The organism is Pseudomonas sp. AN-B15 (assembly GCF_019056475.1).
GTDB classification, from domain to species: Bacteria; Pseudomonadota; Gammaproteobacteria; order Pseudomonadales; family Pseudomonadaceae; genus Aquipseudomonas; species Aquipseudomonas parakoreensis.
Map to the genome: position 1 here is coordinate 3,052,272 of NZ_CP049737.1, position 13,064 is coordinate 3,065,335.

Genomic DNA, 13,064 nt, shown 5'->3' on the forward strand with positions numbered 1-13,064 from the left:
CGTCGATGTCCTTGTGAAATTCACAGCACGCGGCTGAGGAAGGCCTGGGTTCGGGGATGAGTCGGACGGTTGAAGATCTGTTCCGGCGGGCCTTGTTCGATCAGTTCGCCCTGATCGAGCACCACCACCCGGTCGGCGACCTCGCGGGCAAAGCCCATTTCATGGGTGACCACGACCATGGTCATGCCCTCCTCGGCCAGCTCTTTCATCACTTGCAGTACCTCGCCGACGGTTTCCGGGTCGAGGGCGCTGGTGGGTTCGTCGAACAGCATCGCCTGCGGTTTCATCGCCAGCGCTCGGGCGATCGCCACTCGTTGCTGCTGGCCGCCGGAAAGCATCGACGGGTAATGCCCGGCCTTGTCTGCCAGCCCGACTCGCTTGAGCAAGGCCCGCGCCTGTTCCAGCGCAGCCTGGCGTGGCACACCCAACACCTGAATCGGTGCTTCGATGATGTTTTCCAGAGCGGTCATGTGCGGGAACAGGTTGAAGCGCTGGAACACCATGCCGATGTCGCGGCGCTGGCGAGCGATGTTGCGCTCCGAATCACGCACCAGACTGCCGTCCGCCCGGGTGCGATAGCCCATGGGCCGACCGCTGACCCGGATCTCCCCGCCCTGAATGTCTTCGAGCAGGTTGATACAGCGGATAAACGTGGTTTTGCCTGAGCCCGAAGCGCCGATCAGCACCACCACTTCGCCACGGCGTACTTGCAGCGAGATACCCTTGAGAATCTGCAGATCGCCGAAAGATTTGTGAATGTTCAGCGCTTCGATGATCAGTTCGTCATTTGGCTGCGCCATGCTTAGCGTCCCCTCAGCAGTTTCAGAGTGCTGCGACCGAACATCCGACTGGAGGCCGGCGGTGGCGAAGAAGGTCGGTCGGACTGGCCGAAGCGGTTCTCCAGCCAGCGCTGAAAAAAGCCCCACAGCGTGGTAAGCAACAGGAAATAAATCGCCACCACCAGGTACAACTCGAACACCCGAAAAGTCGCCGAGGTGACCATCTGCGTGCTGAGCAACAGCTCTTGCACGCCGATCACGCTGACCAGCGTGGTGTTTTTCAGCATCACGTTGAACTCGTTGCCCAGCGGCGGCACGATCACCCGGAACGCTTGCGGCAGGACGATGCGGCGCATCAGTTTGGCGAAGGTCATGCCCAGCGAACGCCCGGCCTCGTACTGGCCCTTGTCCACGGCGCCGATCCCGGCGCGGATGATCTCGGCCATGTACGCGCCTTCGTTGAGCCCCAGAGCAATGATCGCGGCCTGGATGTTGCCGGGCACCACCAGCCCGAACAGCTCAATGTCTTCGAAGCGAAAAATCCCGCCCGCCGCCAGCGCGGTGTAGAGGAAAACGATCTGCACCAGCAACGGCGTGCCACGCATCAGCCACACATAAAAACGCACGGGCAGATGCAGCAACGGGTTCTTCGACAAACGCAACAATGCAGCGGCCAATCCCAGCACACAGCCCAGCAGCATTGCCAGCACACTGATCAGGCAGGTCAGCCAGAGCCCGGTGAGATAAACCCCGCTCGGCTGCAACAGGTATTGCCAGAACACATCCCAATTGAAGTTCATCAACGCTTACCTCAATCGAGTGTGTCGCTGGAAACGTGCCATTTGCTCAGAAGCTGGTTGTAGCTGCCGTCGCTGCGCATGTCGGTGATGATCTGCTGCACCGCAGCGCTCAGTTGCGCATCGTCCTTGCGGATGCCCAGGCCGGTAAGGATCCGGCTGAAGGCCGGGACGCCTTCTTCGAACAGATCCGGAGCCATCGCCGCGTAATAGCCGGCGGTTTCCACCGTGGTGCCGTAAGCGTCGACCTGGTTGATGCGCAAGGCCTGGAAGGCATCGGTGTCGGTGTTGTAGACCACCAGTTTCATCGGTGGCTTGCCGGCCTTGGTCAGGCTTTCATTTTCCGCATCGAGCAAGGTCTTGATGGTCGAGCCGTTAAGCACCGCGATCTTGTGCCCGCTCAGATCCGCCAGGGTTTTCAGCGCCTTCGGATTGCCTTTGGGCACGACGACTGCCTGGCTGGAATACATGTAGTTGACGATGTCGATCACCTCACGGCGCTCGGGCTTGTCGAACAGCTGGTCGACGATCATGTCGCACTGTTTGGCAAGCAAGGCCGGGAGCAGTCCGGAGAACGGAATCACCCGCCAATCGACCTTCTTGTCGCCCAGGCGCTTGGCGATTTCCAGGCCCAGGTCGACGGTCAGGCCTTTGGGCTTTTGCGCTTCATCGAAAGACACCAGCGGCGGCGAATCCATGCCCGAGCAATAGGTCAGTTTGTCGACCTTGACCAGACGCTCCGGCACCGTGGGTGCGGCGAGCGCCCATTGCGAACAGAGTCCGAGGGAAATTGCAGCCAGTAACAGGCGAGACGTATGCATGACCAGACACTCCAGTTCGGTTAGTAACGGGGCAGTACTCAACGTCAAAACATCGGCGGACTCGTGTTCCGCTCTGTGGTTATTTTTCTGATTGCAAAAATTTGATCAGCTCGGGCACCGTGCCTTCGATGTGCTCGCGCACCACGGCTTCGGCCTTGCTGGCGTCGCCGGCACGAATCGCATCAAGGATGATCTGGTGCTCCTGGCGGGCGCTCAGGGGCTTTTCGACGTGCTGCAGCCACAGGCGCATGGGCGCTTCGATCAGCGCGTAGAGGGCGCTGATCTGCTTGAGCAACCGAGGGCGTTCGCTGAGGCTGCACAAGTATTCATGGAACTTGCGATGGCGGCTGACCCACGCCGCACTCTCCTCGCGGTAGTCATCCATTTCATCGAGAAGCCGTTCCAGCGCCGTCAACTGACGCTCGCTGATTTTGGGCACCGCGATGCGAATCGCCAGGCCCTCTAGCGCACTGCGCATCTCGAACACTTCATGCATCTGCTCGACATCCAGCCCACTGACCACCGCGCCGCGATTGGGCCTCAGCGTCACCAGACCCTGCGCATCGAGACGGCGAAACGCTTCGCGCACCGGCATGCGGCTCATGCCGATTTCACTGGCGATGTCCTCGGCGATCAACCGGTCGCCCTTTCGATAACGACCACCACAGATGCCCTCCAACAGAAAGTTGTAGGCCTCTTCTTCGGCGGTCATCGGTTGACGTTGATCGAAGGCAGGAGCGAATTGCATGGCAGCACCTTTTGTCTTTTTGTATCCAATTATCCACGGATGCAAAAAGCACGATGCATGCCAGATTCTGTTCAACTCAGCCAAGCTTTTGATTCGCAAGATTTAAGCGGAAAACCGGCGATAAGTTCCTGTCTTGCAAGACTCGGTATGTGCTACCCGATGGCTCATGGCGAGCCCCGCAAAGGTGCAGATCGGTAGCTGAGTAACACTTCGCTGATTTTCGCAGGCCTGCCAATAGGAACAGGCAATCCTCGCAGACTAACCGGCATACCCCTCTCACCCCAGGCTGCCTACCATGGCCTCTCACTTATCCGTCGGAGCTTGCCATGCACAGCCTCAAAACCTTGTTCATCACCGGTGTCAGCAGTGGCTTTGGCAGTGCGCTCGCACAGGAGGCGCTCAACGCTGGTCACCGGGTGATCGGCACCGTGCGCAATGACGCCGACCTGAAGTCATTCGAAGCCCTGTCAGCAGATCGGGCACACGGCGTGTTACTTGACGTCACGGATTTCGAACGCATCGACGGCGTGATCTCCGACGTCGAAACCCGACTGGGTCCGGTCGATGTGCTGGTGAACAACGCCGGCTACGGACATGAGGGTGTTTTCGAGGAGTCACCGCTGGCGCAGATGCGGCATCAGTTCGAGGTCAACGTGTTCGGCGCGGCAGCGATGATCAAGGCGTTCGTGCCGTACTTCCGACAGCGGCGAGCCGGACACATCCTCAATATCACCTCGATGGGCGGCAGCATTACCATGCCCGGTATCGCCTATTACTGTTCAAGCAAATTCGCCCTGGAAGGCCTTTCCGATACGCTGAGCAAGGAATTGCAGCCGTTCAACATTTTTGTCACGGCGGTGGCACCTGGCTCGTTTCGCACCGATTGGGCCAGTCGTTCGATGCAGCGTACGGCGCGCAGCATCGCCGACTATGACGCCAGCTTCGACCCGGTGCGCAAGGCCCGGGAAGAGAAAAGCGGCAAGCAATTGGGCGATCCGCGCAAGGCTGCGCAGGCCATGCTGCAGCTGATCGGCAGCGCTTCGCCGCCCGTGCACTTGCTATTGGGCAGCGATGCACTGACGCTGGTACGCGAAAAACTGCAACGCAGCCTGGCCGAGATCGAACAGTGGGAAACCCTGACCCGCTCGACCGATGGCTGAGCCCCGGCAAGGAGATCAATGCCCATGAGTCCATCCGATCCTTACACCGCACGCATGGTGCAGTTGCTGGGGCAGCTCGCGCCGCTGGAAGGCTATAACCTCAGTGCGCTCGATGATGTGCGTTTGCTGCGTTCGAATCGTCCGCTGAGCAACACCCCGGTGCTGTATGACCCCGGCATCGTCATTCTTTGCCAGGGTCGTAAACGCGGTTATCTGGGTGATGATGTCTACGTGTATGACGCCCAGCATTATCTGGTGGTGTCAGTGCCCGTGCCGTTCACCATGGAGACCGAGGCCAGCGCGGCCGAGCCGATGCTGGCGGTGTATATGCGCCTCGACTTGCAACTGGCCAGCGAGTTGATGCTGCAGGTCGACGAGGTGTTCGGCCCCAGCGACGCTCCGCCCAAAGGCATGTACGCCTCGCCGATGGATGATCCATTGCGCGCATCGACCTTGCGTTTTCTTGAAGCGCTAAGCACTCCCGGCGACGCGCAGATCCTCGGGCCGGCGCTGGTCCGGGAGATCTACTACCGGATCCTGACCGGTGCCCAGGGCGGTTCGATGCGGGCGGCGCTCCAGCAGCAAGGGCACTTTGGCAAAGTCAGCCGGGCGATCCGGCGGATTCACAGCGACTACGACCAACGTCTGGACGTCGAGTCGCTGGCCGAGGAAGCCGGGATGAGCGTACCGAGTTTTCACGTGCATTTTCGCAATGTCACTGATTCATCGCCAATGCAATACCTCAAGGCTACGCGCCTGCATCAAGCGCGCCTGCTGATGCTGCGCAGTGCCATGCCGGCTGCAACGGCCGCTTTCAACGTCGGCTACGAAAGCGCCTCGCAGTTCAGTCGGGAGTTCAAGCGCTTCTTCGGTCGCACACCGCTGGCCGAGGTCGCGTGGATGAAAGCCACGTATACCCTGCCCCAGTCCGCCACGCCCTCTGTGTACGTTTCTTCGCACTGAGCACCGATAGCACCTAGCCATCGCGCGTCCGCTGCGGTCTCAAGGCAAAATCCCCGCGCATTCACTACGCTTGAGAAATCTGCCGCAGCGTCATTGCCAACAACAGATTGAACAATGCGCTCGGGCCGCTGTTCCAGATGAGCAAACCCTAGCTACCAAGGACGAGCATATGGACAGTTTCGCTCCTGCCACGCCGGTTCCGCCTCAGCAAAGCGCCATTACCCGCCGCCTGGCATTTGCGGTCGCCACGCTGTTTATCGTCGGGGTGATTGCTGCGATTGGCACCCTGCTCAGCATTGCCGCTCGCCTGGATCGCGAGGATGTCGAGCAAACCCGCTTCTATACGGCCCGCGCCCTGGAAAATCGCATTGCGACCTCCAAAAGCTACATCACCAGTTACGCTGACTGGAACACGGCCTACGAACACTTGCATCCACATGTCGATACCGACTGGGCGTACAACCAGCAAAATATCGGCAAAACCCTGTTCACCACCGACGGTTATGACGGTGTTTTTGTGTTGAATCGACAGGGGACCCAATACGCCGTGGTGCAAGGGCAACAGAAAGAAGGTGACATCTCGCGCTGGCTCGAGGTATCTGCCGCCTCACTGATTGATCAGGTGCAAAGCCAATCCAGTCTGACGGTGCCTGTCAGCACCTACTCACTGTTCGACGGATGGCCGGCACTGGTTACGGCGGCGGCAATTTTGCCCAACGACGAACGTCCAGTGGGCGATCCGACACAGACCTCGGTGCTGGTGTTCGTCGACAAGCTGACGCCCGCCAAACTGCGGGTGATCGGAGTCGCTTATGGCCTGAGCAACCTGACCCTGACTCCGGACGGACAACTTGCCGAAGAACAACCACGAGTACCGCTGGACAGCACCGGTTACAGCTTGATAGCGGATCTGGAACGACCCGGCCGGCAACTGCTGTGGTCACTGCTGCCAACCCTCGGCGCCGTGCTGGCCGTGCTGATGCTGTTGACCGCCTATTTCTTGCGTCACGCCGTGCGGTCTTCAACCTACGTCGACCACAGTTTCAGCACGCTGCAGGCTTCGAATCAGGCACTGGAGGCGGCCAACCATGCGCTGGAAGCCAGTGAAGAACGCTTTCGCGCGGTCGCCGAAGCGGCGTCGGACTGGATCTGGGAAGTCGACAGGCACTTGCGCCTGACCTATCTCTCGGCGCGCTTCAGCGAGGTGACCGGCTACCCGCAAAGCGAGTGGCTGGGCCAGGGCATTGGGCAATTGGTGTCGTGCGATACCACGCCGCTGGAGCTGTGGCTGAAGAAACTCACCGAGGACAGCAATGCCAGCGACTTGCGTTGTACCTACCGCGATCACGCCGGGCAGCAACGCCACTGCCGACTGTCGGCGCGGCCAATTATCGAGAAGCAAACCGTGGTCGGCTATCGCGGCACCGCCAGCGACATCACCGACGAAGTCGCCGCCCATGCGCAGATCCAGCACCTGTCGATGCACGACGCCCTCACCGGCCTGCCCAATCGCAACCAGTTGGCGCGTTATCTGGATGAAGCGCTGCTGCTCAAGGAGCACGCGCCGCCGCTGTCGCTGCTGGTGATCGACCTGGACAACTTCAAGCCGATCAACGACTCCCTCGGCCATCCGGCAGGCGATGCGGTGTTGCAGGAAGTCGCCAGTCGTCTGCGCGAATGCACCCGCGAGCACGACATCGTCGCACGCCTGGGTGGCGACGAATTTGTCGTGGTGCTCAATGGCATGGACACTCGGCAGGAAGTCGACCGGTTCTGTACCCGGCTGGTCGAGAGCCTGCATCAACCGATGCTCTTCGAGCACCATCCGTTGCACGTCGGGGCCAGCATCGGTATCGCCCTGAGCCGCCGCCAGGGCTTCGTGCCCAGCGAGTTGATCCGTTGCGCCGACATCGCGCTGTATCAGGCCAAGTCCGAGGGCAAAAACACCTGGTGCTATTTCGAAGCGCACATGAACGACCAGATCCAGACCCGCCGGCAAATGGAAAGCGACCTGCGCGGCGCGCTGAAAAACGACGAATTCATTCTGCATTACCAGCCGCGCTACACCGTCGACGGCAAGCACATCGTCTCGGTCGAGGCGCTGGTGCGCTGGCAGCACCCGACCAAGGGTCTGCTGGGACCGGACGTGTTCATCGGCCTGGCGGAACAGACCGATCTGATCGTGGCGCTGGGGCGCTGGGTGTTGCGCGAAGCCTGTGAAACCGCACTCGAATGGCCGTCAGACATCCTCCTGTCAGTCAACCTGTCCCCGGCACAGTTCGCCCTCAGCGATGTCGTCGAAGACGTTCGCGAAGCGCTGATCCAGACCCGTTTCCCGGCCAGTCGCCTGGAACTGGAAATTACCGAAAACGTGATGCTCGTCGACACCGACGGCGCGCTGGCCACGATGAATGCGCTCAAGCAACTCGGCGTGCGCCTGAACATGGACGACTTTGGCACCGGCTATTCGTCCCTCGGTTACCTGCGCGCCTACCCGTTCGACGGGATCAAGATCGACAAGCGCTTCATCGCCTCGATCAGCAACGGCGCCAACGATCGCGCGGTGGTACAGGCGATCATCGGCCTGGGTAAAGCCATGGGTCTGACCGTCACCGCCGAAGGCGTGGAAACCGAGGAGCAACTGGCGATTCTGGGCAAGGATCAATGCAATGAGGTGCAGGGTTATTTCATGAGTCGGCCCATCGACAAAGCGGCGTTCGCCCGATTGTTGAAAACCGCCAGAACCCGGCCGGCCGATCATTCGCCGTCGAAGAAAGGACGCGTCATCTAGCCGGCCTTGTATCACTGGCATTCAATCATTGAAATGCACAAAGCCCGTTTCGACACGCGTTGTTAATACGGTTTTCCTGTTGACTTCAATTGGTTTTGTTCAGGGTGTGTTTAGGGCCGTCATGCTTGAATAGTCCTCGCCGCGGGCCAGGCTCAACATCAATCTCGCGCCACACACAAGTTCAATGCAGGCGTCACCGGACTGTCAGGATTGCGGTCAAAAGAACAACTTCACTAAAGGGTTAACGATGGATCGATATGATGCCCCGCTTGTTGTAGAGCGCACTTCGCGGGCTGGAATGTTGACGGGACTGATTACGAGAAATCCATGCCTGAGCATTTTTTTCATGACACTGGCCGTGTTCATGGCATTGCAATACAAACCCGCGGTCCTCAACTACACAACACGCTTTGTCGACTTTGCCGACTACATGTTGCTGCACGGCATCACACTGTTCCCGATTGCCGACGACCTCAAACCCTATCCCGACTACACGGTCCTCAATACCTTATTGGTCTACCTGGTGTCCTTGCCATTCGGCCGGGTATCCGTTCTTTCCATGGGTTTTCCGTCCTGCGTGGCCGCGTCGCTGATGCTGGTATTCATTTATCGACTGGGCGCGCTGCACAGCAAGAAGTGGGGGGCGTACGGCGTTCTTTTCAGTCTGCTGACCTGGGCGTTTCTCGACGGCGTCAACTCGCTGGCACTGGATATCTATCCGGCGCTGTTAACGGTGATGTGCTTCTACTTTGCCTATACGGCCGAGATCAAAAAAGACTCGCGCCGCCTGGTGTTTCTGTATGTCGGGCTGGCACTGGGTTTCGCTTTTCGTGGGCCTATCGGCTTGATCGGACCTGCGAGTGTCATTGGCGCTTATTACTTACTGAGCCGGCAGTGGCGCATGTTGCTGCTGTTTTCACTGCTCTCGGGGGTGATTCTGACTGTTGGGGTGGTGTTACTGGCCTGGGCGGCCTACGTGCAAGGAGGGCCAGCGTTCCTCGACGAAGTGCTGAACATGCAGGGCATCGCACGCTTCGGTTCCGACCACGCGTCACGCTATTACTTCTACTTCTCGGCAGGTCTGCTGACCTACGGCATCACGGTGTTTTACGCCATCAACGTCATTCTCAAGAAGTACAAACTGTTCTTCCGTTCGAACCGCGATAGAAACATCGACCTGCTGCGCTATCTAACCGGCTGGCTGCTAGTGCTGCTGGTGCTGTTCACTCTTCCGAGTTCCAAGAAAGCACGCTACATCCTGGCAATCACCCCGGCGATTTCATTGCTGGCCGCTTACCTCTTCGTCAGCAAGGAAGCCGCCTTCGTCCGCGCCAAAAACGGCCTGCTCAACGTCTGCCTGAAGTTGCCCCTGGTTGGGTTGGGGATGCTGGTGGCGGTGCTGGTCTACAACAACTTCGCCGATGTCCCGTTGCAGCCCAACTACCTGGGTGTAGCCTTGGGATTGTCTGCGCTTCTGAGCTTCTACCATGGCAAACACCAGTACTTCGCCGAGCATCCCTATCGCGAGTTCATGGCGCTGTCGTTTGGCGTAGCGGCTTTTCTGATACTGGATATGTTTTTCTTCAACCCGATCACCTACCACCTGGAACTCATGATCGAACCCACACCGAAGTTTTTGCCGTATTGGTTTTGGTGAAGGGCTGAAGAAGTCACTGAACCTGTGATCACAAATACCAGCGATACTCCCGCGCGCTGATCTCCTGCATGAAGGCCAGGTGATCCTGACGTTTGTTCTCGCAATACACGTCGACAAACTCCGCGCCCAGTCCCGCACGCAGTTGCGGCTGATGCTGCAAGGCGCGCACCGCTTCGAGGATTTCTGTCGGGAAATCGATGCCGCTGTTGCGATCGTCGTTGAGGGGCGGGATCGGTTCCTTGCCTGATGCCAGACCATGTTCCACGCCCACCAGAATCGCCGCCAGCACCAGATACGGGTTGGCGTCGGCGCCGGCCAGTCGGTATTCGATGCGCAGGTTTTTCGTATCCGACTCGGGGATGCGCAGGCAGGCGTCACGATCCTCGTAACCCCAGCTCGCTTTGGTCGCAGTGTTCACCGTGCCGCTCAAACGGCGCATGGCGTTCTGGTTCGGCGCGAAGATCGGCATGCTGTGCGGCAGCAGATCCAGGCACCCCGCCACCGCGTGGCGCAGCGGCTGTTGGTGATTGGCGGCCAGCAGATTGTTGCCGGCGGCGTCATACAGGCTGACATGCACATGCATGCCGCTGCCCGGATGCTGCACGTACGGCTTGGCCATGAAACTGGCGCGATAGCCGTGCTTGAGCGCAACGCCGCGGGTGCTGCGACAGAACAGCGCCGCCCAGTCGGCGGCGCGCAAACCGTCATCCAGATGGCCGAAATTGATCTCGAACTGGCCCGGCCCCAGCTCGGCGGTAATCACCGTGGCGTCGATGCCCTGCGCCCGCGTCGCTTCAACCATGTCGTCGAGCACCGGGGCGAAACGCGACAGACGCTCGATGTGCATGTTCGGCTGATCATCAGCGTCGTCGGTCAGCTCGTCGCGAGGGAATTGCGGCAGGCCGTCGCGAAGTTTTTTGTCGAACAGATAGAACTCAAGCTCAAACGCGACCACCGGGTGAATGCCTTTGCTCGCCAATCGATCCAGTACTTTTGCCAGCACTTCGCGGGGTTCGAACTCGATGGGTTTGGCGGTACCGTCGGAGGTGATCAGCATCTGCCCCAGCGGCTGATTTTCCCAGGTCACGGGCTTGAGGGTGCCGGGCACCAAGCGGCGCACAGCGTCCGGGTCGCCGTCGTTGAAGCAGTAATCGCCGATCTTGAACAGACCGCCCTGCACGCCCAGCAACACGCAGTTCTGCGGCAGTTTCAAGGCGCTGCCTGCCGCGACTTTTTCGAGCATGTCCACCGGATAGCGCTTGCCGTAAAAATGCCCCGGAATGTCCAGGGAAATCAGGTCGACATAGCGTACCTCGGGGTAGCGTTGGCGAAACGCGCGCACTTCGGCGAGCAGGTCAGAGCAGACAGCGTCCATCGTATTCATCCTTTGTTGTTATCAGGTGTAGACCCAGAGCACGCGGGTAAGCTGCGCGGTGAGGTTGCCGTAGCGGCAATGGGTGTGACTGTCGAATTGAAAGCTGTCGCCGGCGCTCAAGGTCACCGGTTCGTCGTCGTTGCCCAGCCACAAGGTCAGCTCGCCTTCGAGGACGTAACCGCCCTGCTCCGAGCTGTCGCTCATGTGCCGGTCACCGCTGCTCGCGCCCGGTTCCAGATGACTTTCGAGCATCGAGAACGAGGCACGCATCTGCGGCGACACCAGAATGTCGGTAATGCCGCTGGCGTAATACAGCGTGCGGCGCTCGTCCGGGCGGGTGACCCACGGCACTTGTCTGGGTTTGGGTAGGCTGTAGAAATAGGTGGTCGGCACGCCGAGGGTTTCGCTGATCGCGGTGAGGTCGGCCACGGTCGGGCGCGACAGCCCACGTTCGACTTGCGAGAGAAACCCCACCGAACGGCCGATTTTGTCCGCCAGTTCCTTGAGGGTGCATTTCTTGTGCTTGCGCAGGTCGTGGATCAGGATCGCCAGCGCCGCGATTTCTTCTTGCTTGTTCATGGCCAAAATCCCATCAAATACTGTCGCGCAGGCGATACCAGGCCTTGCCGATGGCTTCCAGCGGTGCGGCGAAGTGCTTGCCGCCGGGGAAACGGCCATTGCTCAGGCCCTGGTACAACGCCAGTTCATCCGTCTCGCCGAGAATTGCATCGGACACCGCACGGGCGGCGGCCAGTGTCGGCAGCACGCCGTGCCCCGAATAACCCTGAAGCCAATAACGGTTGCCCTCGCCGCCGACATCAGGCGTACGGTTCATGGTCAGGTCGATGTGCCCGCCCCAGGCGAATTGCAATTCAACACCCTTGAGTTGCGGGAACACCCGTTCGAGAAACGGCCGGGTCGCCACCGCAATGTCCTTGGGCATGCCACCCAGATAGGTGCAGCCGCCGCCGAACAACAAACGGTTGTCCGGCGTGCGGCGGAAGTAATCAAGGACGAACTGGTTGTCGGTCACGCAGACGTTGCTCGGCAGCAGCGCCGTGGCTTGCTCCGGGGTCAGTGGCGCGGTGGCGACCTGGTAGGTGCCGACCGGCAGGATGCAGCTGGAGAGCTGCGGATCGAGTTCATCGAGATAGGCATTGCAGGCCAGCACCAGTACATCGGCCTTCACCGAACCGCGCTCGGTATTGACCCGGAAGCCATTGCCCTCCTGCTGATAACTCAACGCTTTGCTTTGCTCATGAATACGCCCGCCACCACGCTCGATGGCGGCGGCCAGCCCGAGGGCGAGTTTCAGCGGATTAAGGTGCGCGCCTTCGGCGTCGTACAGGCCGGCCTGATAGCGTTCGCTGGCGACCCATTGCGGCAGGTCTTCACGGGGAATGAATTGCAGGCCGTCATGGCCCCATTTGTGACTGGCTTCGTGTTGCCACTCAGTCAGCAGGCTGACTCGCCGCGGCATCACCGAGGTCCACAAATGGCCGGGGCGATAGTCGCAATCAAAACCGTGTCGCCCAGGCAATTCACGCAGTTCCTGCGCGGCCCAGCGCATGCCGTCCCATAGGCGACGGGCGCGCTCATGGCCGAGCGCAGCTTCCAGCGGCGGCATGTCGCACGACCATCCCAGAATCGCCTGCCCGCCATTGCGTCCCGACGCGGCCCAGGCCACGCGACTGGCTTCGAGCACAGTGACGCGCTTGCCGGCCAAAGCCAGACGCAACGCGGTGTGCAGCCCGCTGAATCCGGCGCCGATGATCACCACGTCGGTGTCGTGTGCGCCTTCCAGCGCCGGCCGCGTGCTGAGAACATCGGCGCAACTGTGGGCGTAATAACTGGCGACATGCTGCTGGGATTGCTGAAACATTCGGCGCCTCATGAAATTTATTTCTTATAATTTCATGAAAATCTACAGAACAAATTTCATATCGGCAACCGACAACTGTTTCACTCACACA

The 13,064-nt window shown here is 59.9% G+C and carries 11 protein-coding genes; 4 read left to right on the forward strand and 7 right to left on the reverse strand.

Translation table 11 applies throughout. The annotated features are described in order from the left end of the window. Positions 1–20 precede the first annotated feature (20 nt). The 4 genes from GTQ41_RS13695 to GTQ41_RS13710 form a co-directional block, all read right to left on the reverse strand. Positions 21–800, reverse strand: a complete 780-nt coding sequence (locus tag GTQ41_RS13695; protein ID WP_217325521.1) for an amino acid ABC transporter ATP-binding protein — start codon at positions 798–800, stop codon at positions 21–23. A 2-nt stretch (positions 801–802) separates the two neighbouring features. Continuing rightward, on the reverse strand, positions 803–1,579 hold the full coding sequence (locus tag GTQ41_RS13700) for an amino acid ABC transporter permease (protein WP_027611757.1): 777 nt from the start codon (positions 1,577–1,579) through the stop codon (positions 803–805). A gap of 11 nt (positions 1,580–1,590) precedes the next feature. Beyond that, entirely contained in the window at positions 1,591–2,397 is an 807-nt protein-coding gene (locus GTQ41_RS13705; RefSeq protein ID WP_041064034.1) for an ABC transporter substrate-binding protein, read from the reverse strand. Positions 2,398–2,476: 79 nt separating this feature from the next. Further along, positions 2,477–3,145, reverse strand: a complete 669-nt coding sequence (locus tag GTQ41_RS13710) for a GntR family transcriptional regulator (protein ID WP_047294483.1) — start codon at positions 3,143–3,145, stop codon at positions 2,477–2,479. A 326-nt stretch (positions 3,146–3,471) separates the two neighbouring features. Between GTQ41_RS13710 and GTQ41_RS13715 the strand changes: the two genes are divergently transcribed. The 4 genes from GTQ41_RS13715 to GTQ41_RS13730 all read left to right on the forward strand — a co-directional run bounded on the left by GTQ41_RS13715 (position 3,472) and on the right by GTQ41_RS13730 (position 9,716). Further along, positions 3,472–4,305 (forward strand): oxidoreductase, encoded by an 834-nt coding sequence (locus GTQ41_RS13715; RefSeq protein ID WP_047294484.1) that lies wholly within the window; start codon positions 3,472–3,474, stop codon positions 4,303–4,305. A gap of 24 nt (positions 4,306–4,329) precedes the next feature. Further along, on the forward strand, positions 4,330–5,268 hold the full coding sequence (locus tag GTQ41_RS13720) for an AraC family transcriptional regulator (protein WP_047294485.1): 939 nt from the start codon (positions 4,330–4,332) through the stop codon (positions 5,266–5,268). A gap of 169 nt (positions 5,269–5,437) precedes the next feature. Then, entirely contained in the window at positions 5,438–8,059 is a 2,622-nt protein-coding gene (locus tag GTQ41_RS13725; protein WP_047294486.1) for an EAL domain-containing protein, read from the forward strand. Positions 8,060–8,405: 346 nt separating this feature from the next. Further along, a complete protein-coding gene (locus GTQ41_RS13730; RefSeq protein WP_047294487.1) occupies positions 8,406–9,716 on the forward strand; it encodes a glycosyltransferase family 39 protein in 1,311 nt (436 codons plus the stop codon). Positions 9,717–9,744: 28 nt separating this feature from the next. Here GTQ41_RS13730 and GTQ41_RS13735 read toward each other — a convergent pair whose 3' ends face one another. The 3 genes from GTQ41_RS13735 to GTQ41_RS13745 are packed head-to-tail and all read right to left on the reverse strand — an operon-like array spanning position 9,745 to position 12,973. Next, positions 9,745–11,091, reverse strand: a complete 1,347-nt coding sequence (locus GTQ41_RS13735; RefSeq protein ID WP_047294489.1) for a glutamine synthetase family protein — start codon at positions 11,089–11,091, stop codon at positions 9,745–9,747. Between the two features lie 21 nt (positions 11,092–11,112). Beyond that, positions 11,113–11,670, reverse strand: coding sequence for a helix-turn-helix domain-containing protein (locus GTQ41_RS13740; protein WP_047294492.1), 558 nt, complete (start codon positions 11,668–11,670; stop codon positions 11,113–11,115). Positions 11,671–11,683: 13 nt separating this feature from the next. Further along, positions 11,684–12,973, reverse strand: coding sequence for an FAD-binding oxidoreductase (locus tag GTQ41_RS13745; protein ID WP_047294494.1), 1,290 nt, complete (start codon positions 12,971–12,973; stop codon positions 11,684–11,686). Between the last annotated feature and the right edge of the window lie 91 nt (positions 12,974–13,064).

Bases quoted from the DNA above. Each gene is read 5' to 3' on its own strand.
- GTQ41_RS13710 (WP_047294483.1), bottom strand. From the start codon at position 3,145: ATGCAATTCGCTCCTGCCTTCGATCAACGTCAACCGATGACCGCCGAA.
- GTQ41_RS13735 (WP_047294489.1), bottom strand. From the start codon at position 11,091: ATGGACGCTGTCTGCTCTGACCTGCTCGCCGAAGTGCGCGCGTTTCGC.
- GTQ41_RS13740 (WP_047294492.1), bottom strand. From the start codon at position 11,670: ATGAACAAGCAAGAAGAAATCGCGGCGCTGGCGATCCTGATCCACGAC.
- GTQ41_RS13720 (WP_047294485.1), top strand. From the start codon at position 4,330: ATGAGTCCATCCGATCCTTACACCGCACGCATGGTGCAGTTGCTGGGG.
- GTQ41_RS13730 (WP_047294487.1), top strand. From the start codon at position 8,406: ATGACACTGGCCGTGTTCATGGCATTGCAATACAAACCCGCGGTCCTC.
- GTQ41_RS13695 (WP_217325521.1), bottom strand. From the start codon at position 800: ATGGCGCAGCCAAATGACGAACTGATCATCGAAGCGCTGAACATTCAC.
- GTQ41_RS13700 (WP_027611757.1), bottom strand. From the start codon at position 1,579: ATGAACTTCAATTGGGATGTGTTCTGGCAATACCTGTTGCAGCCGAGC.
- GTQ41_RS13745 (WP_047294494.1), bottom strand. From the start codon at position 12,973: ATGTTTCAGCAATCCCAGCAGCATGTCGCCAGTTATTACGCCCACAGT.
- GTQ41_RS13715 (WP_047294484.1), top strand. From the start codon at position 3,472: ATGCACAGCCTCAAAACCTTGTTCATCACCGGTGTCAGCAGTGGCTTT.
- GTQ41_RS13705 (WP_041064034.1), bottom strand. From the start codon at position 2,397: ATGCATACGTCTCGCCTGTTACTGGCTGCAATTTCCCTCGGACTCTGT.
- GTQ41_RS13725 (WP_047294486.1), top strand. From the start codon at position 5,438: ATGGACAGTTTCGCTCCTGCCACGCCGGTTCCGCCTCAGCAAAGCGCC.